At 67.3% G+C, this 25,312-nt stretch carries 30 protein-coding genes and 1 tRNA gene; 14 read left to right on the top strand and 17 right to left on the bottom strand.

Features of this window, described 5'->3' with window-relative positions; translation table 11 throughout:
* Positions 1–63: 63 nt before the first annotated feature.
* The gene (locus B6S44_RS05405) at positions 64–1,404 is read right to left on the bottom strand and encodes an OmpP1/FadL family transporter (protein WP_129155748.1); all 1,341 of its coding nucleotides are present in this window, start codon (positions 1,402–1,404) and stop codon (positions 64–66) included.
* A 463-nt stretch (positions 1,405–1,867) separates the two neighbouring features.
* Here B6S44_RS05405 and B6S44_RS05410 point away from each other — a divergent pair, with 463 nt between their 5' ends.
* Complete coding sequence (locus tag B6S44_RS05410; protein WP_129155749.1) at positions 1,868–2,716, top strand: fumarylacetoacetate hydrolase family protein; 849 nt, start codon at positions 1,868–1,870, stop codon at positions 2,714–2,716.
* 71 nt (positions 2,717–2,787) lie between these two features.
* On the opposite strand, the gene B6S44_RS05415 is transcribed toward B6S44_RS05410, so the two are convergent.
* The 14 genes from B6S44_RS05415 to B6S44_RS05480 form a co-directional block, all read right to left on the bottom strand.
* A complete protein-coding gene (locus B6S44_RS05415; protein ID WP_129155750.1) occupies positions 2,788–3,009 on the bottom strand; it encodes a hypothetical protein in 222 nt (73 codons plus the stop codon).
* Positions 3,010–3,152: 143 nt separating this feature from the next.
* Complete coding sequence (gene argC / locus B6S44_RS05420; protein WP_129155751.1) at positions 3,153–4,085, bottom strand: N-acetyl-gamma-glutamyl-phosphate reductase; 933 nt, start codon at positions 4,083–4,085, stop codon at positions 3,153–3,155.
* A 246-nt stretch (positions 4,086–4,331) separates the two neighbouring features.
* Complete coding sequence (locus tag B6S44_RS05425; RefSeq protein WP_129155752.1) at positions 4,332–4,847, bottom strand: P-loop nucleotide/nucleoside kinase family protein; 516 nt, start codon at positions 4,845–4,847, stop codon at positions 4,332–4,334.
* 94 nt (positions 4,848–4,941) lie between these two features.
* On the bottom strand, positions 4,942–5,898 hold the full coding sequence (gene speB / locus B6S44_RS05430; RefSeq protein ID WP_129155753.1) for an agmatinase: 957 nt from the start codon (positions 5,896–5,898) through the stop codon (positions 4,942–4,944).
* Between the two features lie 21 nt (positions 5,899–5,919).
* Positions 5,920–6,198, bottom strand: a complete 279-nt coding sequence (locus B6S44_RS05435) for a hypothetical protein (RefSeq protein ID WP_129155754.1) — start codon at positions 6,196–6,198, stop codon at positions 5,920–5,922.
* 113 nt (positions 6,199–6,311) lie between these two features.
* A complete protein-coding gene (locus B6S44_RS05440) occupies positions 6,312–7,067 on the bottom strand; it encodes an SDR family oxidoreductase (RefSeq protein WP_129155755.1) in 756 nt (251 codons plus the stop codon).
* Positions 7,068–7,115: 48 nt separating this feature from the next.
* Positions 7,116–8,099 carry a TRAP transporter substrate-binding protein gene (locus B6S44_RS05445; RefSeq protein ID WP_129155756.1) on the bottom strand — a complete coding sequence of 328 codons (984 nt, stop codon included), beginning with the start codon at positions 8,097–8,099 and terminating at the stop codon, positions 7,116–7,118.
* The gene (locus tag B6S44_RS05450) at positions 8,090–9,967 is read right to left on the bottom strand and encodes a TRAP transporter large permease (protein ID WP_129155757.1); all 1,878 of its coding nucleotides are present in this window, start codon (positions 9,965–9,967) and stop codon (positions 8,090–8,092) included. Before B6S44_RS05450 ends, B6S44_RS05445 begins: the two co-directional genes overlap by 10 nt.
* 3 nt (positions 9,968–9,970) lie before the next feature.
* Entirely contained in the window at positions 9,971–10,285 is a 315-nt protein-coding gene (locus tag B6S44_RS05455; protein ID WP_057192325.1) for an NIPSNAP family protein, read from the bottom strand.
* A gap of 245 nt (positions 10,286–10,530) precedes the next feature.
* A complete protein-coding gene (locus B6S44_RS05460) occupies positions 10,531–11,034 on the bottom strand; it encodes a GNAT family N-acetyltransferase (protein WP_129155758.1) in 504 nt (167 codons plus the stop codon).
* 88 nt (positions 11,035–11,122) lie between these two features.
* The gene (locus B6S44_RS05465) at positions 11,123–11,356 is read right to left on the bottom strand and encodes a hypothetical protein (protein ID WP_129155759.1); all 234 of its coding nucleotides are present in this window, start codon (positions 11,354–11,356) and stop codon (positions 11,123–11,125) included.
* Between the two features lie 83 nt (positions 11,357–11,439).
* On the bottom strand, positions 11,440–11,646 hold the full coding sequence (locus B6S44_RS05470) for a hypothetical protein (RefSeq protein WP_126112477.1): 207 nt from the start codon (positions 11,644–11,646) through the stop codon (positions 11,440–11,442).
* 108 nt (positions 11,647–11,754) lie between these two features.
* Entirely contained in the window at positions 11,755–11,979 is a 225-nt protein-coding gene (locus B6S44_RS05475; protein WP_129155760.1) for a hypothetical protein, read from the bottom strand.
* Positions 11,980–11,989: 10 nt separating this feature from the next.
* On the bottom strand, positions 11,990–12,238 hold the full coding sequence (locus B6S44_RS05480; RefSeq protein ID WP_129155761.1) for a hypothetical protein: 249 nt from the start codon (positions 12,236–12,238) through the stop codon (positions 11,990–11,992).
* Positions 12,239–12,843: 605 nt separating this feature from the next.
* Between B6S44_RS05480 and B6S44_RS05485 the strand changes: the two genes are divergently transcribed.
* From B6S44_RS05485 to B6S44_RS05525, 9 genes are read left to right on the top strand one after another with little or no spacing between them, the layout of a single operon-like run.
* On the top strand, positions 12,844–13,632 hold the full coding sequence (locus B6S44_RS05485; RefSeq protein ID WP_129155762.1) for an enoyl-CoA hydratase/isomerase family protein: 789 nt from the start codon (positions 12,844–12,846) through the stop codon (positions 13,630–13,632).
* Between the two features lies 1 nt (position 13,633).
* Positions 13,634–14,449 carry an ABC transporter ATP-binding protein gene (locus tag B6S44_RS05490; protein ID WP_129155763.1) on the top strand — a complete coding sequence of 272 codons (816 nt, stop codon included), beginning with the start codon at positions 13,634–13,636 and terminating at the stop codon, positions 14,447–14,449.
* Positions 14,449–15,327, top strand: a complete 879-nt coding sequence (locus B6S44_RS05495; protein WP_129155764.1) for a branched-chain amino acid ABC transporter permease — start codon at positions 14,449–14,451, stop codon at positions 15,325–15,327. Before B6S44_RS05490 ends, B6S44_RS05495 begins: the two co-directional genes overlap by 1 nt.
* A gap of 4 nt (positions 15,328–15,331) precedes the next feature.
* Positions 15,332–16,372: a branched-chain amino acid ABC transporter permease gene (locus tag B6S44_RS05500; protein ID WP_129155765.1), complete on the top strand. Its 1,041-nt coding sequence runs from the start codon at positions 15,332–15,334 to the stop codon at positions 16,370–16,372.
* Positions 16,373–16,425: 53 nt separating this feature from the next.
* Positions 16,426–17,610 carry an ABC transporter substrate-binding protein gene (locus tag B6S44_RS05505; protein ID WP_129155766.1) on the top strand — a complete coding sequence of 395 codons (1,185 nt, stop codon included), beginning with the start codon at positions 16,426–16,428 and terminating at the stop codon, positions 17,608–17,610.
* A 27-nt stretch (positions 17,611–17,637) separates the two neighbouring features.
* Positions 17,638–18,447, top strand: a complete 810-nt coding sequence (locus B6S44_RS05510) for an ABC transporter ATP-binding protein (RefSeq protein WP_129155767.1) — start codon at positions 17,638–17,640, stop codon at positions 18,445–18,447.
* A gap of 11 nt (positions 18,448–18,458) precedes the next feature.
* Positions 18,459–20,282: an AMP-dependent synthetase/ligase gene (locus B6S44_RS05515; RefSeq protein WP_129155768.1), complete on the top strand. Its 1,824-nt coding sequence runs from the start codon at positions 18,459–18,461 to the stop codon at positions 20,280–20,282.
* Between the two features lie 12 nt (positions 20,283–20,294).
* Positions 20,295–21,476 carry a beta-ketothiolase BktB gene (bktB, locus tag B6S44_RS05520; protein WP_129155769.1) on the top strand — a complete coding sequence of 394 codons (1,182 nt, stop codon included), beginning with the start codon at positions 20,295–20,297 and terminating at the stop codon, positions 21,474–21,476.
* A gap of 8 nt (positions 21,477–21,484) precedes the next feature.
* Positions 21,485–22,129 (top strand): TetR/AcrR family transcriptional regulator, encoded by a 645-nt coding sequence (locus tag B6S44_RS05525; RefSeq protein ID WP_129155770.1) that lies wholly within the window; start codon positions 21,485–21,487, stop codon positions 22,127–22,129.
* Positions 22,130–22,178: 49 nt separating this feature from the next.
* On the opposite strand, the gene B6S44_RS05530 is transcribed toward B6S44_RS05525, so the two are convergent.
* Positions 22,179–22,252 (bottom strand) — tRNA-Gly (locus tag B6S44_RS05530).
* 97 nt (positions 22,253–22,349) lie between these two features.
* Positions 22,350–22,487: a hypothetical protein gene (locus B6S44_RS29255; protein WP_164547461.1), complete on the bottom strand. Its 138-nt coding sequence runs from the start codon at positions 22,485–22,487 to the stop codon at positions 22,350–22,352.
* A gap of 160 nt (positions 22,488–22,647) precedes the next feature.
* Between B6S44_RS29255 and B6S44_RS30025 the strand changes: the two genes are divergently transcribed.
* From B6S44_RS30025 to B6S44_RS05545, 4 genes are all read left to right on the top strand, one after another.
* Positions 22,648–22,770, top strand: coding sequence for a hypothetical protein (locus B6S44_RS30025; protein ID WP_282568168.1), 123 nt, complete (start codon positions 22,648–22,650; stop codon positions 22,768–22,770).
* A 270-nt stretch (positions 22,771–23,040) separates the two neighbouring features.
* Positions 23,041–23,538 carry a hypothetical protein gene (locus B6S44_RS05535; RefSeq protein ID WP_248309459.1) on the top strand — a complete coding sequence of 166 codons (498 nt, stop codon included), beginning with the start codon at positions 23,041–23,043 and terminating at the stop codon, positions 23,536–23,538.
* 16 nt (positions 23,539–23,554) lie between these two features.
* On the top strand, positions 23,555–24,175 hold the full coding sequence (locus B6S44_RS05540; RefSeq protein ID WP_129155771.1) for a L,D-transpeptidase: 621 nt from the start codon (positions 23,555–23,557) through the stop codon (positions 24,173–24,175).
* A gap of 62 nt (positions 24,176–24,237) precedes the next feature.
* Complete coding sequence (locus B6S44_RS05545; protein WP_129155772.1) at positions 24,238–25,275, top strand: amino acid ABC transporter substrate-binding protein; 1,038 nt, start codon at positions 24,238–24,240, stop codon at positions 25,273–25,275.
* Positions 25,276–25,312 lie beyond the last annotated feature (37 nt).

Here is a 25,312-nt window from a genome sequence, read left to right on the forward strand (position 1 = left end):
GTTCCCTGACACAAAAAAAGCCGGCCCGAAGGCCGGCTCTTTCCTCGTCGCCGAACGCGCCGCTCAGTTCTTGCGAACGACCGGGCGAGCCGGGATCGTCTCCGTCGGGGTGTCCCAGCGATAGGTCAAGCCGGCCGAGACGATGTGGATGAAGGGATCGGCCTTGGCGGTGTAGAGCACCGGGCCCTGCTGCGGGTGGGCGCCGCCATAGTTCACCGTCGCCTCCTTCACCTTGATGAAGGTATAGCCGACATCGAGCTTCAGCTTCTCGGTCAGCTGGTAGCTGCCGCCGGCCGAGAGCCAGAGGCGGTCATTGTCCGAGATGAAGACGGTGCGATTGCGGTCGTTCACCGGCGAGAGCTCGTAGGCAATACCAGCGCGCAGGGTCAGATCGCGGTTCCACTTGTACTCGGCACCGAGAGCGAAATACCAGCTGTCGTCATACTCGAAATTGAGGCTGGTGACCGGCGTGCCGACGAGCCGGTTGACGATGCCGATGCGATTGAAGCGGCTCCAGTTGGTCCACTCGACGCCAGCATGCACCTGCCACTGCTCGTTCAGCTCATGCGAGACGCCGAACACCACCGAATCCGGCAGGTTCAGGCTGGCCTTGATCGGCAACGCCAATGTCGGGCTGGCCTGGAAAGTGCCCTTCAGCGTCTGGCGGATCGAGGAGCGGTAGGCCAGGCCGATGGTGGTCCCCGGCCCCCAAGGCGTCAGGGTGACACCGACACGGTAGCCGTAATCGATCGAGTCGCCGTCAAGGATGGCGCTCGTTGCACCGATACCGACGCCCGTCGCCTGCTTCAGCGTGGTCTTGATGTACTGGCCCTGGAAGGCGCCGCCGATGGAGAGCCAGTCGTTGACCTTGTAGCCGAAGGTCGGAGCCACGTTGATCGTGCGCACCTTGGCCGAGCGGCCATAGGTCTGCGCGGCGTGATAATCGTCGGTCTTCGAGCGCAACCCGAACGGTGCGCCGGTCGTCAAGCCGACCCAGAACCTGTCGGTGAGCTGCCAGGCCATATAGGAGGCCGGGATGAAGGCGCCGTCACCGCCGAGATTGCCGGTGCCGAACGGGCTGCCGCCGAGTGCGGTGTTCGGCACGCTCGTGCCCGGCCCGGTAACGATACGCGTCTGCGAGGTCGGATCGTATTCGGCGTTCGCATTGAGATAGGTGAAATTCCACTGGCTGTTGCGGCCTGGGAACATGGTGATCGTCGCCGGGTTCCAGGCCATCGAGCCCATGCCGATGCCGCCGGCAGCGGCGCCGGCATAGGCCATGCCGAGACCCTCGGCGCTCTGGCCGGAACGGATCGCGAAGGAGCCGGCGGAAGCCGCGCCGGCCGCCAGCAGCGCCGCGAGCGAGACGGTGGTGGCGGCGGTGAGTTTCAGGAGGCTCTTCATCGCGGCTTCTTCCCCAGGCTGAGGTTCTTGTTGAGACGGCTGCGGCAAATCACGCCGCGGAATCTGTCACCACCATGCCGCCTGCTCGTTTCCGCCGCAATCCCGCCCAGATCGCGCTCAAATCGCCATGCTCCACCGGCCGACCGCGGTGACATGGACGAAAACGTGCAAAAACGACGCGTTTCGCGCGTCGTGCCCGAATCTCGGTGACGGAAAAGATGGTTTACATGCGAACTATTGCGATTTTGCCATTGTGCGCCGCAACGTAGCCTTCTCCACCGCCTCGAAAAGGCGACACGGTTTCGCCAGGACCGTTGCATAAGCGCCACAATTACCGGAGCCTTCGCAAGCATGGCATGCGTCCCGACGGGCTTGCATCACGGCGGCAGTCCGCACAGGATCGCCGCGACCTCAATTCTGGTCTCACACTCTGTTTTAAACGTTTGAAAAAGGGGGAAACGACGTGAAACTGGTTCGTTACGGCGCATTTGGCCAGGAGAAGCCCGGCCTTGTCGACGCCGCCGGCAAGCTCCGCGATCTGTCGGCCCATGTGTCCGACATCGCCGGCGCTGGATTGAAGTCGGCCTCGCTCGCCAAGCTGAAGGCGCTGTCCCCCGAATCACTGCCGCTGGTCGAGGGCGCGCCGCGCATCGGCGCCTGCGTCGGCGACGTCCGGAACTTCATCGCCGTCGGCCTCAACTTCGCAGATCACGCCGCCGAGACCGGGGCTGCGATCCCGGCCGAGCCGATCCTGTTCAACAAGGCGCCGAATTGCATCGTCGGCCCGAATGACGACGTCATCATCCCGAAGAATTCGAAGAAGACCGACTGGGAAGTCGAGCTCGCCATCGTGATCGGCGATGGCGGCTCCTATATCGACGAGAAGGACGCGATGGCGGCGATCGCCGGCTTCTGCGTCTGCAACGACGTCTCGGAGCGCGAATTCCAGACCGAGCGCGGCGGGCAATGGGCCAAGGGCAAGGGCTGCCCGACCTTCGGCCCGCTCGGTCCCTGGCTGGTGACGCCGGACGAGATCGCCGACGTGCAGAACCTGGCGATGTGGCTCGAGGTCGACGGCGAGCGCGTCCAGAACGGCTCGACCAAGACGATGATCTTCGGCGCCGCCTATCTCGTCCACTATATCAGCCAGTTCATGCAGCTCGATCCGGGCGACGTCATCACCACCGGCACGCCCCCCGGCGTCGGGCTCGGCTTCAAGCCGCCGCGCTTCCTCAAGGGCGGTGAGACCGTGGCCCTCGGCATCGAGGGGCTGGGCACACAGAAGCAGCTGTTCAAGCCCTACGCAGGCTGACGAAAAAAGCGCTGCCGGGGTCGTTCGACCACCCCCGGCAGCGCTGGCAGCCTTGCTCCAGCAACGCTGCTTCAGTCCCGGACGCGCTCGTTCGAGCGCGGAAACGCGATCACCTGTGCGGACACGGTCTTCGGCCTGCCGAGTATCGCGAGCTGGCTCCCGGTGTCGCCCTGGTCAGAGCCCCCCAGCCCCTGCTCCACCGATTGCTCAGTCGCGGCGGCAACTGCACGCTCGCGTTCCAATCTGCGCCGGCTGCGCGCCAGGCGCACGCCCAACGTATCGAATCCCGGCATCGAATCGCCCCCGCTCCTAGCTGCCGGCATCAGCTATGATGTCGAGCATGAGCCGCTGCAGCCCCCATTTGGGGGGTGCAGCGGCTGTTTGGTCGCAGATTGCGGGAGTCAATGCCTCCGGAGAGCCGTGATGTGAACGGCCGTCAACCTTCCGCCAAGCCGAGCATCAGGCGGATGTTCTGGACGGCGGCGCCGGACGCGCCCTTGCCGAGGTTGTCGAGCCGGGCGACGAGCACGGCCTGGCCGAGATCGGCATTGCCGAAGACCCGCAGCTCCAGCTTGTTGGTGTCGTTCAGCGCTTCAGGTTCGAGCTTGCCCCCGGCTTCAGCCGGCAGGACGCTGACATAGGTCGAGCCGGCATAGCGCTCGGCGAGCGCCGCCTCGAGGTCCGCGGGCCTGGGCTTGCCGGGCAGCGTGTCGAGATGCAGCGGTATCGAGACCAGCATGCCTTGCCGGAAATTGCCGACCGACGGCACGAAGATCGGCCGCCGCTCAAGCCGCGAATAGACCTGCAGCTCGGGCAGATGCTTGTGCTTGAGGCCAAGACCGTAGAGCTCGAAATCGGGCGCGGTGCCGGCCTCATAAGCCTCGATCATGCTCTTGCCACCGCCGGAATAGCCTGAGACCGCGTTGACGGTGATCGGGTAATCGACCGGCAGCAGCCCGGCATCGACGAGCGGGCGCAGCAGCGCGATGCCGCCGGTCGGATAACAGCCCGGATTGGCGACGCGGTTGGCGTTGGCGACCCTCGTGGCGAAGCCCGGCTCGAGCTCAGCGAAGCCATAGATCCAGTCCGGCGCGACGCGATGGGCTGTCGAGGCGTCGACGATCTTGGGCGCGTCATTGCCGAGCTCATCGGCGAGCGCGACCGACTCCTTGGCGGCATCGTCGGGCAGGCAGAGCACGACGAGATCGACGCCCGCCATCATCGCCTTGCGGGCGGCCGGGTCCTTGCGCTTGTCGGGGTCGATGCTCTTGACCACGACCTCCGACACATCGGCCAGGCGCTCGCGGATGCCGAGCCCGGTGGTGCCGGCTTCGCCGTCGATGAAAATGGATTTCAGGTTCTGGCTCATCGGACCCTCGCAAGGTGTCTGGTGGAAGCGGGCGGAACTAGTTGGCTGGCTTGGGAGTACGGCCTTGTCGCAAAACCGGACATCACTTTTGCGACGGGCATAAAAAAACCGCGCTCGGGGCGCGGTCGCGGGCGTTCGGACTAGAAGCCGAGCGTCATCGCGGGCGCGCCGGGGCGGCCTGTTCACTGCGACGTCGGGTCGGGTTCGTGGTCATGGCGCGGTATATGTTCCCTGTCCGGCCGCCTGTCAATCCGCGCTGCGCGCCAGCGACGCCAGACGGCCTTCAATCAGGCGCAATGCGTCCTCTACCGACAGAACGGCCGTGTCGACGATCAGCCGGTCGCTCGTCCAGGGCCGATAGGCGTGTGTCTCCACTGAGGCCCAGTCCGGGAGGGTAAATCCCGCGATATCGGGCTGTCGCTGCTCGACCCTGCGGCGATGCTCCGCCCTGTCGGAGCAGACGACCTCGATGTCGAGATGCGGCACAGCCGAAGCGCTGGCGAGCTCGTGCCAGGCACCCCGGCTCTCGGCGACCGGGTTCACGCAATCGGCCACGACCGCGATGCCAAGCGAAAGGTTTCCGCCCGCGATCGCGAGAGCCACGTCATAGCCCGCCGGCCCGATGTCATCGCCGGGCCTCGCCTTGCGCAATACATGCTCGATGCTGTCGATGCGCAGATAGGTCGCTGACCGCCCTGCCGCGAGTTGGCGGGCAAGGGTCGTCTTGCCGCTACCGGGGAGTCCACTGAAGACGATCAGCACGTATGCCTCCGGTCGGTTCGGTTGATTTAACCCGCGTTTCGAAGCGCTCGGTGTGTTCGCTTCTCAAGGAGATTCAAACGCCTCGCATCGCGATTCAACCCGCTTTCCTCAACGCCAGCGCCTGGAGGTAGTGCTGCGCCACCGCCGCGCCTGCGATCGCCGTCGCGTCGGCATGGTCGTAGGGCGGAGAGACCTCGACCACGTCCATGCCGCGGAAATCGAGATCGCGGATCGCCCAGACCATCCGCAGCGCTTCTGCTGAAGAGAAGCCGCCGGCGACTGGCGTGCCGGTGCCCGGCGCGAAAGCCGGATCGAGCGCATCGATGTCGAAGGTGAGGTAGGCCGGCCCCTGCCCCACGCGCTCCTTGATCTGATCTGCGATGCCGTCGACGCCGAGCGCATGCGCCTGATGCGCGTCGATCACTTTGATCCCGCAATCGCGCGGTGCGACGGTGCGGATGCCGATCTGGATCGAACGTTCGGTATCGATCAGCCCCTCCCGCACTGCCTCAAGCACGAAAGTGCCGTGGCTGATCGCGCCGACGCCGTCATCCCAGGTGTCCTGATGCGCGTCGAACTGGACGATGGCGAGCTTGCCATGGCGGGCGGCATGGGCGCGCAGCAGCGGCAGGGTGATGAAATGGTCGCCGCCGAGCGTGATGAGCTGGGCACCGCTCGCGATGATCGCGGCCGCCTCGCTCTCGATCGCCCGGGCACAGCCCTGCAAATCGCTGCGCGGCAAGAGGCAATCGCCATAGTCGACCACGGCGAGCGTCTCGAACGGGTCGATCCGCGAAGGATACTGCGCATCGCCGTCGAAGATCGTGCTGACGCGGCGCAACGCCTGCGGCCCGAAGCGGGTGCCCGGCCGGTTCGAGACGGCAAGATCGAAGGGCACGCCCCAGACCACGGCATCGCAGCCGGCAACGTCCTTGCTGTAGCGGCGGCGCATGAAGGAGAGCGCACCGGCATAGGTCGGGTCATGGGCCGGGCCCTTGCGGTCGCCGGTAAAGGCGTGGTCGATCGGCGGGATCTGGGCGGGTTCGGTCATCTTGAATAAGTCCGTAGGAGGTCAGCGCCGGCCGTTCAGCCAGACATAGAGGCACCAGGGCAGGATCAAAGCGAGCCCGGTCAGGACGAGCCGAAGCGTGGTCCAGGCGACCGGGTATTGCAGCGCCCTGCCGTCGAGTTCCGGCACGCCGTGGATCAGGCCGAGCGCGAAGGCCGGCGCCAGGAAGACGATCAGCGCGTTGACGATGCGGCGGCCGCGCGGGAGCTCGCTGCGTGCCAGCGCCAGCAGCGCTGGCACCGCGACCATGCCGAAGGCGATCAGGATGAGCAGGACGCGCATGGCGGCTTCCGGTTGAACAGGCTGGCAGCCGATTTAGCACGGACAGAGTGCGGCTCCAGCCGTCTGCGGCTGTTCCTGCAGCCGTTTCTGTCGTTCGAATGCCCGCTGGGACCTTAGCGGCCGCCGCCGACCCGAATGATCGAGCCGACCATGTAGGACGCCGCCTCGGACAGTGCGAACAGCACGGCTTCGGCGATTTCCTCCGGCTGGGCGACGCGCTTCAGCGGGATCGACGGTGCGATGCGGGCGACGCGCCCGGGTTCGCCGGTCGAGAGCGCATGGATATCCGTCTGCGTCATGCCCGGCGCCACCGCATTGACGCGGATGCCGGCCGGGGCGAGCTCGATCGCGAGGCCGATGGTCAGGGAATCGACTGCCGCCTTCGAGGCCGCGTACCAGACATATTCGTTCGGCGAGCCGAGGCCGGCGGCGATCGAAGAGATATTGACGATCGAGCGGTTCTTCGCGCCCTCATTGGCGAGCAGGGCCTGCGCCGCCTCGCGCGCCACCAGGATCGCGCCGGTGACGTTGAGGTCGATGCAGGCGCGGATGACCTGCGGGTCGGACTTGGCGAGCGGGCTGCTCTTGCCGGTGATCGCCGCGTTGTTGACGACCGCGGTCAGCGGCCCGAGCGCCGCCTTGGTCTCGGCAAAGACACGGGTGATGTCGGCGAGGTTCGCCATGTCGCCCTGGATCGCGACCGCCTTCGCCCCCGCCCTTCCGCAGGTCGCGACGACATCGGCCGCCGCCTGCGCATTGCCCTGGTAGTTGACGGCGACGTCATAGCCGCGCTCGGCGGCGAAACGGCAGATCGAGGCGCCGATGCCACGGCTGCCGCCGGTGACGAGAAGGACGGGACGGTCGGACATGCGGACAGCGCTCCTGTAATATCGATGCGGCGTTGGACGGCGGCAGCCTCAAGTGCTGCTGGCGATCGCCTCGATCTTCTCGATCCCGCCCAGCTTCGGCGCGAAGGAGGCCCAAACCTTGCGCGCGCCGGCTTCCCAGCCGGGGCGATCCTGCGGCTGCACGACCTTGCCGCCTTCGGCCTTGGCCTTGGCCATCGAGGCATCCTCGTCGGCGACGATGAGCTCGTCGAAATAGCCCGCCCCCTCCGCGGCTGCGACCGCGAACGCCATCTTGTCCTCGGCGGAGAGGCCTTTCCAGAAGCTGGCCGAGACCGCCACCACGCCGGCCGCCCAGATATGGCCGGTCTCGATCAGGTAGGGCACGACCTCGTGCAGCTTGAAGCCGACATAGGCCGACTTGGTCAGGTCCATGCAGTCGACCACCCCGGTCTTCAGCGCGTTGTAGGTCTCGGGGATCGGAATCGGCGTCGGATGGGCGCCGAAGCCGGACCAGAGCTCGGTGTGCAGCGGGCTCTGGATGACGCGGATGCGCTTGCCCTTGACGCTGGCCGGCGTGGTCAGCGGCTCCTTGGCGAGGAGATGGCGGGCACCGTAGTTGATGAAACCGAGCACGACGAAGCCCTGCGCCTCGTATTTGTGCTTGAGCTCCTCGCCGAGCGGCCCGGCGAGCACGCGCTTCAGATGCGCACGGTCGCGGAACAGGAAGGGCAGATCGAGGAGCTGCCCGTCCGGCACCCATGAGGAGAGCGCCGAGATGGTGAACAGCGAGGCCTGGACCGAACCGAGCCGCAGGCCCTCGGCAACCTCCTTCTCACCACCAAGCGCGGCATTGGGCACGACGCGCAGGTCGAAACGGCCGGGCGCGCTCTGCGCGAGTTTTTCCATGACGCGGCGCCAGATCCGGGTTTCCGGCTTGTCCTCGCCGAGCAGCGAGGCGACCGTGACCGGCCGGCCGGCGGCGAAGGCGTGGCCTGACAAAACGGCCGGCGCAGCGATCGTGGCGGCGGCAAAGGCGCGGCGGGTCAAAGCCATCGGAACAACTCCTTGAAGGACAGAGGTAGCGACGGCCAGACCGCCACCGCAAGGCAGAGAACGAAGAGCGCGACGAGCAGGCTCGCCAGCAAGGGCAGCACCGCGCGGAACACCGCGGCCGGCGACAGCCGCATGATGCCGCTCGTGACATAGACGAGGATGCCGAGTGGCGGCGTCAGGCCGTGGATCATCAGGTTGACCACGAGGACGACGCCGAACTGGATCGGGTCGAGGCCGGCGGCGATGGCGGCCGGCAGCAGCAACGGCGCCAGCAGCAGGATCGCCGCGCCGATGTCGAGGAAGAGGCCGGCGATCAGCAGGACGAGGTTCGACAGCAGCATCACCGCGAGCGGCCCGCCGCCCAGCGCCGTCACCAGCCCGGCCATCTGCTCCGAGACACGGTCGACCGCGAGCAGGAACGCGAAGGGCGCGGAGGCGCCGATCAGGAGGCCGACGGCTGCCGCCTCCCCTGCCGCTTTGCGCAAGGACGCCAGCACGGTGCCGGCGTTCAGGCTGCGCAGGAGAAGGCAGGCGACGAGCGCATACGCGACGGCGAGCGCCGAAGCTTCCGTCACGGTGACCATGCCGAAGCGGATGCCGACCACAACGACGATGCCGAGCCCGATCGCCGGCAGCGCGCCGACGAAGGATCGCGCCCGCTCGGCGCGGCTGGCGCGCGGGGCGGAATCGACCACGCCGCGGACGCTGAGATGGATGCCGATGGCGAGCGCCAGCGTCAGCACCGCGCCGGCGACGAAGCCGCCGACCAGCAACGAGCCGACCGAGAGATTGGTCGCCGCCGCCAGGATCAGGAAGGCGATCGAGGGCGGGATGATGTTGTCGAGCATCGAGACGCCGGCGACGATCGCCGCCGCATTGGCCGGCGGATAGCCGCGCGCCACCAGCGCCGGTGCCATTACCTTGGCGCCGAAGGCGGCGTTGGCGACCGAGGAGCCGGAGGCGCCCGAGAAGAGCACGCTCGCAACCAGCGCCGTCTGCGCCAGTCCGGCCCGGAAATGCCCGACCAGCGCCGCGGCAAAGCGCACCAGCCGCTCTGCGAGGCCGCCCGCGGTCAGCAATTCGCCGGCGAGCAGGAAGAACGGGATCGCCAGCAGCAGGAATTTCGAAACGCCGGCGACCGTGTTCTGGACGATGGCCGGCTCCGGCAGGAGCCCGCCGAAGGCGCCCGAGAGCGAGACGCCGGCCAGCAGTGCGAAGGGCAGCGGCGCGCCAAGCAGGAGCCCTGCCCCGGTAGCGAGCCCGGCGACGAGGCTCGGCGTGCCGACAAAGAGCCCGGTCGCGCTCTGTGCCAGTGCATAGAGGCCGGCGCCGATCAGCAGTGCCGCGAGCGCCGCGGGCCAGGACAGGTTCAGCGCCGCCCGCCAGAGCACGACCACGAGCGTCAGCCCGCCGCCGATGGCGAAGACGGCAAAGCGCAGGCTCTCGGGCAGGCCGAGCACGGTCGAGGTGCCGCCGACCAGCGCCGCGACGCTGGCGCCGCCGAGCGCCAGGACCAGCGAGCCATGGACGGCGATCGCTTCGGCCAGGATGGCGGCAAGGCGTCGTCCCGTCGGCGGCAGGAGATTGGCGACGACATCGAGCCGCATGGCGAGCGCGCTCGTCGCCGCCAGCGGCGCACCGACCGCCACGAGCGCGACATTGAGCCAGATCGCGAGTTCGTCCGACCAGACGAGGCCGTCGCCGAACAGATAGCGGCGCGTGACCGCCGCCATCACCACGAGGAAGAGCAGCGCGAGGATCGCCGCGCCAAGCCATTCGAGACCCGCCACGAGCACTGCGAGTCCGCGTCCGCCGACGAAGCGAGCGGGTGTCTGGGTCGGCGCAGCGGTCACGGCAGCGCCCGACATCAGCTAGCGTAGCGGCGAGAAGTGCGTCGGCCGCAAGATCCGGCTGCGCATCTCGAGCACGTAAGGGGCCGCCTTGGCGCGGAAGACCTGCCAGCGCGGATCGGCCTCCATCGCAGCGCGCCGGCGCTCGCGATCGCCGGCATCCTCGAAGCGCCACATGTGCACGACCTCGTTGACCACGCCCGTGTCGGTGGTGAACCAGCCGATCAGATGGCCGAGATGGGAGATCTGCAGCTCCATCCCCTCGGCGACGTAGAGGTCGAGATAGTCGCGCACATGCGCGGGCTTGATGGCGTAGGTACGCTCGTCGAGGATCATCCAAGCCCCTCATGGCAAAACGGCGAAGCCGCGCTGCGGCCATGCGATCAGATAGCCGTCTTCGCGCCAAAGCCCAACCGGCACAACTCCGGTCTCGGCCGCGATCGATACATGACGGATATCTCTCACGCCCCCCGCCAACCGGTGGCGACGGGCGCAGCACGCAAGAGCAGCCTGACGGAGGAGAATGAACTGCAATCCTGCACAGAATGAGCGGCTTTTTGCTTTTTCGAGGTGGGGCGCCGTCAGGCTCCCCGCAGGTAGAGATCGCTCCCGGCATCGCCGCCATAGCCCGGCTCGGCGAGCACGAATCCGGCCTGCCGCAGCAGATGAATCGAGGCGCGGTTGGCCGGGTCGACCGTCGCCCTGATCGGCTTGATGCCGCGCTCTTCGGCAAAGGCGACGAGGCCGGCGAGAAGTTCCCTGCCCAGCCCCCTGCCCCAGCTTACGCGGCGCAGGCCGTAGATCAGCTCCTCGGAGCCATCGCCTGGCCGCGCGAACCCGGCCCAGCCGATCAGCTCGCCGCTGGCGCGCTCGACCACGGCGCCGGTGCCGTAGCCGAAGCGTTCGAGATTGGCGGCCGAGCGCTCGACCCAGAGCGCTGCGACATCCGGCGCGAGCGGCTGCCCGTCATCGACGAAGCAGTGGACGTCAGGATCGGCGAAGAGGGTGACTAGCAGCGGCGCGTCGGCCTGCACGAAAGGCCGGACGACGAGCCGCGCAGTCTCAAGCTGCGAAGCATGGATCATGGGCCTGACTGAACAGTCTGACGCGGCCTGAATCAGGCAGGAGCCGAGGCTACCCCCGCATGGGCCTCAGGCGCCCTCGGACCGGCAGCTATTCCTCTTCGGAACTGTAGGGTCGTTCGGGGCGGGAGGGGCGCTGCCCTGCCTGGCGGTCGTAACGACGCTCGCGATCGCGATCCTGCGTCAAGACGCAGTTCGCATAGGCGTCGGTGCCACGCTGGAAGCCATAGGCGTCGCAGCGTGAGCGGTCCTCGACGATCGGGTCCGGCGTGCTCGCGCAGGCGCTGAGAGCCAGGGTGAGTGCTGATGCGGCGATGATCCTCATGGCGCGAGGATGGAAGCGCCGCATGGCTGCTTTGGGGCGACAATCCGGCGGTCATGGGGAGACGATCGTCTCGGCCCGCCCCGTCAGCGCCCGGTATCTTCAGCCGCGCTTTCAAGAATCCTGACAGTCTCTTCCAGGCTTTCCTTCACACCGAGCTGGAAGTCCTTGCGGAAGGCGATGATGGTATCGGGCGGCAGGCCCTTGAAGGTGTAGACGACGCTGACCTGGTCGGGATTGACGTAGACGGGCTTGCCGTCGCTGGGCGAGGTGAACTTGCAGAGTTTGGGCATGTGACGTGTCTCCGGAGCAATCCGAGCGATTCCGTCACTATAGCCTAGCAAAGGTACAGGCCCCGCCACAGCCGTGGCGAGGCCTGCGCGAGGATCAAAGCGTGATGGTCAGCGCGCGATACGGGCGCGCCCGCCGCAGAAGCGCTGCTCCATCGCGCGCTCGTAGCCGAGCTCACGGTCGAAGACCATGACCGTGCGGGTCAGGCAGTCGCCGTCTTGGACCACGCCGGTATTGACGAGAGTACCATCGGGGGCGGCCACGATGGTCGGGCCGCAAGCGGCAGCGGCGGCCGCAAGGCCGAGCGCGATGGTGAACTTTGCGATGCGGTTCATCTGCAGCCTCCTAGAAATAGAGGCCGCGGCCGCAGCGGCGCACCCGCCGGTTCTCGTAGTAGCCGGTGTAGCGGTTGAACACGCGCACCGTCTTGTAGAGGCAGTACTTGCCGTCGTTGCGACCGTCGTAATAGGTCCGGCCGGTATCCATGTCGACGCCAAGGAATTCGTCTTTGCCCTTCTTGCCCTGGGCGAAGGCCGGAGCCGCCGCGAGGCTGAGAGCAGCGAACCCTGCTGCGGCGATGGCTATCTTGAGCATGGCATTTCTCCTGTCCTGCGGCGGAAATATGTCCAGCACCGCGTGCGGGGCCTTGGAGCGATCAGTACGGTTTTCGCGCGCCTCTACGAGATTATCCATGGTGAACGGCCAAATCGGCAGGCAGATCACCGCAATTCCTCCTGAATCCATAGCAGACCGGAACGCAGTTTTGCTACCCGTCACCTGACGCAATCTGGCCACGATTGCGCCGAGAGCCTGGAACGATGCTCCGATGCTGACCTGCTAGAAGTGAGCAAGATAGCCGCCGTCGACCGGCAGCGTGACACCGGTGATGAACGAAGCCTCGGGCGGTGGCCGAGCTCGGCGACGAGTGCCTCAGTCAGCGCATCCAGCCCACCCTTGGTCGCGATGTATTGGTTGGAGTGTGGTGATCTCCCGGTAAAGCTTCGAGGTGCCCTGCGCCTTCGCCTCGTCCGACGCCAAAAACCCGGCGAAGCCCCGTTCCGTTTCGACAATCCCGGCCGTGCGCAATTGCGCATAGCGTATGCCATCAGGTTTCGCCTTACTCACGAGTAAGCTCAGGAATATCGAGTAGAGCTGGAGATACCGCGGCGGCCAACGACCGCGGACTCAAGGGGAACGTCATGGAACAGGCCGAGAGCCCGGTGCTGCTCACGATCGAGCAGGCCGTCGCCACCGTCACGCTCAATCGTCCGCGCGTGCTGAACGCGATCGATCCGCACATGGCGCGGAGCCTTGCGGATGCGATCGAACGCATCGCCCATGATGGCACGGCGCGCGTCCTACTATTGCGCGGCGAGGGTCGCGCCTTCTGCGCCGGCGGCGACGTCGCCCGCTTCGCGGGGGAAGACCCGGTCGCAGCGGTCGAGGCGATCATCGACCCGTTTCATAGCGCGTTGCGCGCGCTGGATGCGCTGAAGCTGCCGACGCTCGCGGCCGTGCAGGGCCCGGTCGCCGGAGCGGGCTTCAGCCTCGCCACGGCCTACGATCTCTGCATCGCGGCGGATGATGCCGTCTTCACCATGGCCTATTCCCGCATCGGCGCCTCCCCGGACGGCTCGGCGACCTATCGGCTGCCGCGCCTCGTCGGCGAGCGCAAGGCGCTCGAACTCGCCTTTCTCGCTGAGTCAGTGGATGCCGCGCAGGCGCTGGCGCTCGGGCTGGTCAACCGGGTGGTGCCGGCCGCTTCGCTGCAGTCCGAAGCCATGTCGCTGGCGCGCCGGCTCGCGCAGGGGCCGACGGCCGCCTATGCCCGGATCAAGCATCTCGTCGGCCGTTCGCTCGTCAACGATCTCTCCGCGCAGCTCGATCTCGAGCGCGAGGCTTTCCTCGCCGGCACGCGCACGGCAGACTTCAGGGAGGGCGCGCAGGCCTTCCTGGCCAAGCGGCCTCCGCAGTTCGAGGGGCGCTGAGATGGTTGCTTCGCCCATTCTGGAGGTCTCGGGCGTCTCGCTCGCCTTCGGCGGGGTGCGCGCCCTCAGCGACGTCTCGTTCACGGTGCCGGAAGGCGCGATCACCGCCGTGATCGGCCCGAACGGCGCCGGCAAGACCTCGCTGTTCAACACGATCTCGGGCTTCTACCGACCGCAGGCGGGCAGCATCCGCTTCGCCGGCGAAAGCCTCGACGGCGTGCGCGCGCCGCAGCGCGCCGCGCGCGGCCTCGCCCGCACCTTCCAGAACATCGCGCTGTTCCGCGGCATGACCGTGCTCGACAACATCAAGCTCGGCCGCCACGCCCATATGCGCACCGGCGTGCTCGACGCGCTGCTCTATTGGGGCCGGGCCCAGAAGGAGGAGCTGGAGCTGCGCGCCGAGATCGAGGAGCGCATCATCGACTTCCTCGAGATCCAGCATATCCGCAACGCCTCGGTCGGCACGCTGTCCTACGGCTTGCAGAAGCGCGTCGAGCTGGCGCGGGCGCTGGCCATGCGCCCGCGTATCCTGATGCTCGACGAGCCGGTCGCCGGGATGAACCGCGAGGAGACCGAGGATATGGCCCGCTTCATCCTCGACGTGAAGGAGGAATGGGGCGTCACCATCCTGATGGTCGAGCACGACATGGGCATGGTGATGGACATCTCCGACCATGTCGTGGTGCTGAATTTCGGCCAGGTCATCGCCAGCGGCACGCCGCGCGACATGCAAGGCAACGAGGCGGTGGTCGCCGCCTATCTCGGCTCGGGCGATGTCGGCGCGATCGCGCGCCGGATCAAGGCGGAGGCGGCGTGATGGACACCCTCTTCCTTGTCGAGGTCACCCTCGCCGGCCTCGGAGCCGGCGCGCTCTATGCCCTGACCGGCGTCGCCTTCGTGCTGATCTACAAGGCCACGCGCGTGGTGAACCTCGCCATCGGCGAGATCCTGATGCTCGGCGGCTATGCCTTCCTCGGCTTCGCGGCCGGGCTCGGCCTGTCACCCTGGCTCGCATTGCCGCTCGCCATCGCGGCCGGCGGTGCGCTCGGCTGGCTGGTCGAGCGCGCCCTGATCCGGCCGATGCTGGGCGAGAGCCCGATATCGGTGTTCATGGTGACGATCGGCCTCGGCTCGATCCTGGCCGGCGTCGTGCAGCTCGGCTGGGGTGCCGACCCGCTGCGGCTGCCCGAATTCATGCCGTCGACACCGGTCTTCATCGGCGAGGCCTATCTCGCGCCGAAGGTCGCGATCGGCTTCGTCGCCGCCGCCGTGGTAATCGGGCTCTTCCTCGCTCTGTTCCGCTTCTCGCGCGGCGGCGTCGCGCTGAAGGCGACGGCGGCCGACCAGGGCGCGGCCTATTCGGTCGGCATCGACGTGCCGCGCGTCTTCTCGGTCGCCTGGATCCTCGCCTGCGCCACCGCTGCAGGCGCCGGCGTGCTGATCGGGGCTATCGGCGGTATATCGCCGACCATGGGCGTGTTCGGTCTTTCCGTCCTCGTCGTGGTGATCATCGGCGGCCTCGACTCGATCGCCGGCGCGCTGGTCGGCGGCCTCTTGATCGGGCTGGTCGAGGCGCTCGCCGGCGCCTTCCTCGGCGGCGAGTTCAAGCTCGTCGTCACCTTCGCGCTGCTGCTCGTGCTGCTGATGGTCCGTCCCTACGGACTGTTCGGCACCCACGAGATCGAGAGGCTGTAGCGCCATGCGGATCGGCACGCTCAAGACCAGCTACGCCGCCGACGAGGCGCTGTTCGACACGCCGACGCAACGCGTGCTGCTGGTGCTGCTCGCGCTTGGCGCGATCGCCTTTCCCTTCGTCGCCAGCCCCTATTGGCTCTTCCTCGCCTGCCTCTGCGCGATCAATGTCGCAAGCGCAACGGGCCTCAACCTGCTCACCGGCTATACCGGCCTCGTCAGCCTCGGCCAGGCCGCCTTCATGAGCGTCGGCGCCTATACCGTCGCCGTGCTGGAGATCCGGCTCGGCACGCCCTTCCTGCTCAACCTGCTGATCGGCGCCGGCCTCGCCGCGATGATCGGCATTCTCGTCGGCATTCCCAGCCTCAAGGTGAAGGGGCTCTATCTCGCCATCGCGACGATCGCGGCCTCGGTCATCCTGCATTTCCTGTTCGCGCACTGGAGCTTGACCGGTGAGTCGCGCGGCCTGTCGATGCCGCCGGCACGCCTGTTCGGGTTGACGCTCGACCAGCCCTTCTCGCTCTACTGGCTGATCATGCCGGTGACCTGCCTGATGGTGCTCGGCGCGGCCAACCTGCTGCGCACCAGGATCGGGCGCGCCTTCATCGCAATCCGCGACCGCGACATCTCGGCCGAGGTGCTCGGCATTCCCCTGCTGCGCTACAAGCTGACGAGCTTTGCGATCTCGTCCTTCTATGCCGGGCTCGCCGGTGGGCTCTGGGCCTATTTCTTCCGCGTCGTCACGCCGGAGAGCTTCCCGCTGGTCAATTCGATCTTCTACCTCGCCGCGATCATCGTCGGCGGCATGGGGACGATCCTCGGCGGCATCCTCGGCGCGGTCTTCATGACGCTGGTGCCGGAGCTGCTGAAGTTCGTCGCGAACTGGGCGACGCCGATCTACCCGGATGCGCTCGCGGCACTGGCGCCGGTGCGCACCATCGTCTTCGGCGGCCTGATCGTCGGCTTCCTGATCTTCGAACCGCGCGGCCTCGCCGAAATCTGGCGGCGGCTGCGGCGCTTCTTCCATCTCTGGCCGTTCAGGACCTGAGCACTTCGCTGAAACGGCTGCCGGCAAGAGCAGCCAACCCTAGGGAGGATGAGATGACGAATACGACACTCGACAGGCGCCAGCTTCTGGCCGGCACCGCGGCGCTCGCCGGTGGATTGGCGCTCGGTGTCAGGCCGCTCGCGGCGCAAGACGGCGGCGACATCGTGCTCGGCGGCTCGATCCCGCTGACCGGCGTCTTCGCCTTCGCCGGCGTCGGCATCCATGCCGGCATCCAAGACTATCTCAAGATCCTGAACGATGGCGGCGGCATCAAGGGCCGCAAGATCAAGTATGTCGCCGAGGACACCGCCTACAAGGTCGACGCCTCGGTCGCCGCCTTCAACAAGATTACCAGCCAGGAGAAGGTCTCGCTCTACTATGGCGACTCGACCGGCTTCTCGAAGACGATCAATCCCGAGCTCGACCGGCGCGGCAGCATGATCATGGCCGGCGCCTCCTTCGCGACCGAGCTCAACGATCCCAAGAAGTTCCCGCTGCAGTTCATGGCCGGGCCCGACTACACCGAGATGTTCGGCATTCTCTTACGCTACATCGCCAAGGAGAAGCCGGGCGCGCGCGTCGCCTTCGTCTATTCCGACAGCGAGTTCGGGCGCGATCCGATCGTGCCGAGCGAGGCCGTCGCCAAGGAGCTGAAGCTCAGCGTGGTCGAGAAGATCGTGACGCCGCCCGGCAGCGTCGACGTTTCGACCGAGGTGCTGAAGCTGCGCCGCGCCAATCCCGACTTCACGATCTTCCACGGCTATGTGCTGGCGCCGATCCCGGAATTCGTGGCGCAGGCGAAGCAGATGGGCATGAAGAGCCAGTTCATGGGCACGTTCTGGACCATGGACAACTCGACCGTGCAGCGCATGGGCGATTCAGCCGACGGCTTCATGGGCGTGATGCCCTACCGCTACTATTACGACAAGGAAGGCACCGCGCCGATGCTGGAGAAGATCCGGCAGATGCGTCCCGACTACCAGTCGACCGGCTACCTGCAGGGCTTCGTCACCGCCATGCTGATGGCGGAGGCGGTGAAGCGCACCCTCGATGCCGGCAAGGAGCTGACCGGCGTCAACCTCAAGGCCGGGCTCAACAGCATCAAGGATTTCGACACCGGCGGGCTGTTCGGCGTGCCGATCTCGATCCCCGGCAATTCCGTGCCGGTCGGGCGAATCTATCGCTTCGACGCCAAGGCGAAGCAGATGCAGCCGGCTTCCGACTGGATCAAGCTGTAACGGCGGCCGGATGAAGGGCTAGAGGTCATGGCCGGTCCCGCGGTGCTCGACGTCAACAATGTCGAGGTGGTCTATAACCGGACCGTGCAGGTGCTGCGCGGGCTGTCGCTGCAAGTGCCGGAGGGCGAGATCGTCGCCCTCCTCGGCTCGAACGGCGCCGGCAAGTCGACGCTGCTCAAGGCAGTGTCGAACCTGCTCTCGCTCGAGGATGGCGACGTCACCGCCGGCGCCATCCGCTTCCGCGGCGACGACATCGCCAGCCTGACCCCGCACGGCCTAGTCCGGCGTGGCCTTTTCCACGTCATGGAGGGGCGGCGCATCTTCGAGGACCTGACGGTCGAGGAGAACCTGACGGCCGCGACCTTCGCCCTGACCGGGCGCAAGCTGCCTGCCGCCGATTTCGACCTGGTCTACAGCTACTTTCCGCGCCTGCACGAGCGCCGCAAGGGATTGGCGGGCTATCTCTCCGGCGGCGAGCAGCAGATGCTCGCGATCGGACGGGCGTTGATCGCGCGGCCCTCGCTGATCCTGCTCGACGAGCCCTCGCTCGGCCTCGCGCCCAAGCTGGTCGAGGAGATCTTCGCGATCATCGCCCGCATCAACGCCGAGCAGAAGGTCTCGATGCTGCTGGTCGAGCAGAACGCCGCCGTCGCCTTCGCGGTGGCGAGCTACGGCTACATCCTCGAAATGGGCAAGGTCGTGATCGACGGCCCGGTCGAGAAGCTGATGCGCGACCAGGACGTGCGCGAGTTCTATCTCGGTCTCGGCGGTGCTGGGGGTGAGCGCAGCTATCGCGACATCAAGCACTACAAGCGCCGCAAGCGCTGGCTCTCGTAGGGATGGCGACGATGCGCGAGCTTCCCGACCTCACTTTGCCGCAGATGCTGCGCGAGAACGCCCGGACGATGCAGGATCGTATCGCGATCAGGCAGAAGGATTTCGGCATCTGGCTGCCGATCAACTGGGCCGAGTATGACCGACGCGCCCGCTATTTCGGCCTCGGACTGCGCGCGCTCGGCCTCGCCGAAGGCGGGCATGTCGGCATCCTCTCCGAGAACCGCGCGGAATGGGTCGTCGCCCAGCTCGGCGCCGGCATGGTCAGCGCGGTCGCGATCGGCGTCTATGCGACGAGTCCGGCAAACGAGGTCGCCTATGTTCTGGGCCATGCGCAAGTCGAGATCGTGGTCTGCGAGGACCAGGAGCAGACCGACAAGGTGCTGGAGCGGCTGGCGGACCTGCCGCAGCTGAAGCGCATCGTGGTGATCGATCCCAAGGGATTGAGGGGCTATGCCTCCGAGCTGGTCGTCGCCTTCGCCGAGGTGCTGCGCCTCGGCGCTGAGCACGAGACCGCGCATCCCGGGCTGGTCGAGGCCTGCCTCGCCGCGCAGACGCAGGCCGATATCGGCCTGATGGTCTACACCTCCGGCTCGACCGGCAAGCCCAAGGGCGCGATGCTGAGCTATCGCAACATGCGCGCCCAGGCCGCCGGTGTCGTCGAGCGGCTCGGCTATGACGCCACCACGACGAACCTGTCCTACCTGCCGCTCTGCCATGTCGCCGAGCAGATGCTGAGCACGATGGCGCCGATCTATGCCGGCGCCTGCGTCTCCTTCGGCGAGTCGATCCGCACCGTGCAGGAAGACCTGCGCGAGGTCGCGCCGACCCTCTTCCTCGGCGTCCCCCGCATCTGGGAGAAGCTGCACGCCTCGATCCACATCAAGCTGATGGAGGCCGGTGGTTGGCGCCGGGCCCTGTTCGAGGCGGGCCTTGCCGCCTGCGGGCCCTTCGCCACCAAGCCGAAAGCCGCGCGCAGCCTGCGCGAGAAGACGATCGCAGACTTCTATCACCTCGTCATCTTCCGGGCCCTGCAGAACTTCATCGGCCTGCGCAAAGCCAAGGTCGCGCTCACCGGTGCGGCGCCGATCCCGCCGCGCATCGCGCAGTTCTTCCGCACGCTCGGCGTGCCGCTGGTCGAGGTCTACGGGCTGACCGAGACCTCCGGCATGGCGACCGGGCAGCGTCTTGAGCATCTGCTGCCAGGCTCAGTCGGCGAAGCGGCGGCGGGCGCGGAGGCCAAGCTCGGCGATCAGGGCGAATTGCTGGTGCGCGGCGACATCGTCTTCGAGGGCTATTTCGGCAATCCCGAGGCGACGGAAGGCGTGCTGCGCGACGGCTGGCTCCACACCGGCGACGTTGCCGTGATCGAGGCCGGCCAGGTCAGGATCGTCGACCGTCTCAAGGACATCATGATCACCGCCGGCGGCAAGAACCTCAGCCCCTCGGAGATCGAGAACACGGTCAAGGGCAGCGCCTTCATCAAGGAGTGCATCGTCGTCGCCGACGGACGCCGCTACCCCTCCGCGCTGATCCAGATCGACGGCGAGACCGTCGGCAAATGGGCCGAGGAGAACCGCCTCCCCTTCACCCATTTCCGCAGCCTTGCCGAGCATGAGCGCGTGCGTGAGCTCGTCGCCGCCGAGATCGAGCAGGCGAACAGCCAGCTCGCGCCGGTGGCGCAGCTCAAGCGCTTCCACCTCCTCGTCAAGGAGCTCGACCATGACGATGACGAGGTCACCGCGACGATGAAGGTGCGCCGCGCCAACATCGCGCAGAAATACGCCGCCGAGATCGAGGCCCTGTACAGGCCCGAGCGGCAGGCCGAGCCAGCCTGAAGGAGCAATCTCATGAGCCGACATGTCGTCATCACCGCGGGCGTACGCACCGCGATCGGAACCTTCGGCGGGGCGCTCTCCGGCCATACGCCGACGCAGCTCGGCGCGCTCTGCGTCGGAGAGGCGCTGCGCCGCGCCGAGCTGCCAGCCTCGGAGGTCGGCCATGTCGTCTTCGGCAACGTCATCCTGACCGAATCGAAGGACGCCTATCTCGCACGTGTCGCGGCGATCGACGCCGGCATCCCGGTCGAGGTGCCGGCACTGACGCTGAACCGGCTCTGCGGCTCGGGCGTGCAGGCGATCGTCTCGGCCGCCCAGGCGATCATGCTCGGCGATTGCGACACAGCCGTCGCCGGCGGCGCCGAGACGATGAGCCGCGCGCCGCACCTCTTGTCGACCGCCCGCTTCGGCCAGCGCATGGGCGACACGGTCGCCTCCGACCACCTGACCGGCATCCTGACCGACCCGTTCGGCAACGGGATCATGGGCATCACCGCCGAGAACGTCGCCGAGCGCTACGGCATCGACCGCGAGGCGCAGGACGCCTTCGCCGCCGAGAGCCAGCGCCGCGCCGCTGAAGCGATTGCCGCCGGCCGTTTCCGCGAGCAGATCCTGCCGGTCGAGGCGCGCAAGGGCCGCGACACGATCAGCTTCGACACTGACGAGCATCCCAAGCCCGGCACGACGGCGGAGTCGCTGAAGGGCCTGCGCTCGACCTTCAAGAAGGACGGCACGGTCACGCCCGGCAACGCCTCGGGCATCAATGATGGCGCCGCCGCGATGGTGCTGATGGAGGAAGGCCGCGCCGGCCGCGAGGGCAAGCCGATCCTGGCGCGGATCGTCGGCTATGCCCATGCCGGCGTCGAGCCGGGCGTGATGGGCATCGGTCCGGTGCCGGCGGTACAGGCGTTGCTCAAGCGTACCGGACTGTCGCTCGGCGACTTTGACGTGATCGAGTCGAACGAAGCCTTCGCCGCCCAGGCCTGTGCGGTCGCCAAGGAGCTCGGCTTCGATCCGGCCAGGGTCAATCCGAATGGCGGCGCGATCGCGCTCGGCCATCCGGTCGGCGCGACCGGCGCGATCATCACCCTGAAGGCGGCTTATGAGCTGCAGCGCACCGGCAGCCGCTACGGGCTGGTGACGATGTGCATCGGCGGCGGCCAGGGCATCGCGCTTGCGATCGAGCGGGTCTGAGCCAGGCCATGGCGACAGCCCTCTGGAAGACGCCGGCGCAACGCGAACATGAGCGTGCCCTGAAGCGCGAGGCCGTGCTGCGCGTCGCGGCGCAGGCCTTCAGCGAGCAGGGGTTCCACCGGACCTCGCTCGACGATGTCGCCGAGCGCCTGAACGTCACCAAGCCGACGATCTACCACTATGTGCGCAGCAAGGACGAGATCCTGTTCGAATGCGTGCGCATCGGGCTTGAGCGGCTCGATGCCGCCGCCGCCTCGGCCGAAGCCAGGCGCAGCGGCGGCAGCGGCCTCGACCGGCTGATCGTGCTCTGGACCGAATACGCCCATATCGTCACCGAGGATTTCGGGCGCTGCCTCATCCTCGTCGGCGAAGACCCGCTGCCGGCCGAGACCCGCAAGGAATTGCGCGCCCTCAAGGGCAAGATCGACAAGCGCTTCCGTGGGCTGATCGAGGCCGGTATCGCCGACGGCTCGATCCGCTCCTGCGACCCCAAGCTGCTCGCCTTCGCGGCGGCGGGCGCGCTGAGCTGGATCGCCCGCTGGCATGACCCGGCCGGGCCGCTCTCGGTCGATCACATCGCCCGAGAGACGATCGGGCTCTTCGTCAACGGCATCGGCGCGCTCGAGCACAGCGCCCGCCGCGTCAGCTCCTAGCCGGGGAGCTCAGCAGCAAAGCGGGGCGAACATGAAACGATGTGGGGGCTGGAGCGGGTGGAGGGAATCGAACCCTCGTATTCAGCTTGGAAGGCTGCTGCTCTACCATTGAGCTACACCCGCGCCGGGCCGCCAAATTCCGCATCCGGCCGGTAGGTGTCAACCCATCGCAGGAAAGAAGATGGCGTCATCCACCTGCACGGCGGCAGGCAGGCGCATTTTACGTATCGCTCAACGCCAGTCGGCCGAGCCAGATCGCGGCGCCGGTGAACGCGCCGAGCGCCGCCCCTCCGGCGAGCGTGCCGAAGGCCAAGGCGCCGGCCGCGGCCACCGCCGTGCTGAAAAGTGCAATTCCCATAGTCCCTCTTCCCTAACGGCAAGCCTAGCGTGGCCGCGCCGCGCGGCTGCCCCCATTTGGGGGTGAAAGAGCGAAATTCGAGCCCACTGCGACAAAATCCCCCCAAATGGGGGGTGAAGGCGGAATGGCGGGCCGCTAGCGTGACGTTGGGGGAAGCGACATGTCCGAATTCGACGATCTGCGCTGTCCATTCAGAGCCGAGGTCCTCGCCGCGGTTCCTGTCTGGCAGATGATGCTGATCCATGGTGCGGGCACGCTCGCGCTGCTGATGCTGCTGCGCTGATCGGCCCTCCCATGATCCGTCCGATCTGCGCCGTTTTTCTCATCGGCGCCGTGTCTTCGCGTCTTCGTCCCGCAGGTGAGTAACCGTTCTGAGCCATGAGGGGTTGATCGCAATCCGATTTGCGGGTGTCCTGTCGACCAATCCAGCCGTTCCCTTGCGGCCTGACGGACGCAGCACGCTGCGCCTGAAAGCCCTGGAAGCAGCTTGCCGCGCCCGAGTGCCGGCCACTTCGCGACTCGCATCGACGCCGATGACACGCCTGGAGGGACAATGACACCAAGACATGTGGAGCTTGCGAGCGCCAAGCGCCTCGGCGGCCCGGCCTGTGGCCTGCTGCTGCCGCTTCTCCTGGCCGGCTGCGGCGGTGGCGAAGGCCTGTCGTCTTCAGCCGGGAGCGCGGCGAGCGCCCCTGCTCCGGCCGGCATCTCGCGCGACGCCCTGGTCGGGCGCTGGGGCATCGCCTCCTTCCACACCGACAAGGACCGCAAGCGCACCGAGGCGGAGGCGCGCGGGCAATGCAAGCAGCCCTATGTGATCAGCAACGGGCCGAATGACGGGGTGATGATGCACGTCGCCGACGACCCCAAGCCCTATGAGCTCCGGCTGAAGGCCGGTGGCGGCAAGACCTATGTCGGCTTCGAGGCGCCGGCCGGCGATCCGCAGGACCGCGAGATCCTCTCGCACAGCAAGTCGATGCTGGTGATGCGCTTCGTCGATCCGGATGCGAGCCGCCGCTACGGCACCTTCATCTATTCCCGTTGCGGCTGACCGGAGGAGACGAGCGATGAGCACCACTCGTAGCGTTCTGCGCAGTCTCCTGGCCTGCGGCCTGCTTGCCCTGCCCGGCCTCGCCCTCGCCCAGCCGCGCCCGCCCGCGGCGCTGCAGGAGACGATGGACATCGGCGACGAGCCGGGCCGCGTCTCGACCGAGGAGGTCAGCATCAGCGACGGGCCCTATGCCCGCCAGATGGTGCTGTTTCGCTCGAACGAGGCGCCGGGCACCGTCGTGATCCACTCGGGAGAGCGCTTCCTCTACATCGTCCAGGGCAATGGCCGGGCGCTGCGCTACGGCATCGGCGTCGGCCGCGAAGGCTTCACCTGGTCCGGCCAGGTCCAGGTCAGCCGCAAGGCCGAATGGCCGGACTGGCGCCCGCCGCCGGAAATGATCCAACGCCAGCCCTATCTGCCGCGCTTCATGGCCGGTGGTCCCGGCAACCCGATGGGCGCGCGTGCCCTTTATCTCGGCTCGACCGTCTTCCGCGTCCACGGCACCAACCAGCCCGAGACGATCGGCCAGGCGATCTCGTCGGGCTGCTTCCGGCTCGCCAATGGCGACATCGTCGATCTCTACGACCGCGTCCCGGTCGGGACCAAGGTCATCATCCGCCATAAGGCAACGCTATGACTGGCGACGCTGTGACCAACCCCGCCCTCCCCGACGACCATATCCGCAAGGAGACGAGAGCCATGTCGAAGGCCTCACGGGTTCGCTCACGCAGTCTCCGATTCGCAGCCCTCGGCGTGCTGGCGAGCCTGTCTGCAGCGCCGGCCAGCGCCGGGACGCTCGATACGGTGAAGCAGCGCGGCACGCTGCAATGCGGCGTCAGCGAGGGCGTGACCGGCTTCTCGGACAAGGATGCCCAGGGCAACTGGCGCGGTTTCGACGTCGACTTCTGCCGCGCCACCGCGGCGGCGGTGCTCGGCGATGCGAGCAAGGTCGCCTTCACACCGCTCTCGGCCAGCGAGCGTTTCGAGGCGCTGAAGAGCGGCAAGGTCGATCTGCTGGCGCGCAATTCGACCTGGACGCTCGCACGCGAGGCGCAGCTCGGCCTCGCCTTCACCGGCATCACCTTCCATGACGGCCAGGGCTTCCTGGCCAAGCGCGCACTCGGCGTCGACGGGGCACTGGCGCTCGACAAGGCCAAGATCTGCGTCGAGGCCGGCACCACCACCCAGCTCAACCTCGCCGACTTCTTCCGGGCCAACTCGATGAGCTACGAGGAGAAGGCCTTTCCGGGTGCGGCGGAGGCCCTTTCCGCCTTCCAGTCCGGGCAATGCGACGTGCTGACCCGCGACCAGTCGGCGCTGCATGGCGAGCGCCTCAAGCTGGCGAAGCCGGCCGACGCGGTGGTGCTGCCGGATGTGATCTCGAAGGAGCCGCTCGGCCCAGTGGTACGCAGCGACGACTTCGCCTGGTTCAACCTGGTGAAATGGGTGAACTTCGCGCTGGTCAATGCCGAGGAGCTCGGCATTGCGGCCGCCAATGTCGACCAGGCGCTGAAGTCGCAGAAACCGGATGTGCGCCGCTTCACCGGCGCCGAAGGCGATTTCGGCAAGGCGCTCGGCCTCGACGCCGCCTGGGCGATCCGGGCGGTCAAGGCGACCGGAAACTATGCCGAGATCTACGAGCGCAATCTCGGGACCGGCTCGCAGCTCGCCATTCCGCGCGGCCTCAACCAGCTCTGGAGCATGGGCGGCGTGCTCTACGCGCCGCCGCTGCGATAGCGCGCCGGGCAAAGGCGAACGTCTATTCTCGCACCTG

It is taken from the genome of Allobosea sp. Tri-44 (assembly GCF_004123845.1).
Taxonomy (GTDB): domain Bacteria; phylum Pseudomonadota; class Alphaproteobacteria; order Rhizobiales; family Beijerinckiaceae; genus Allobosea.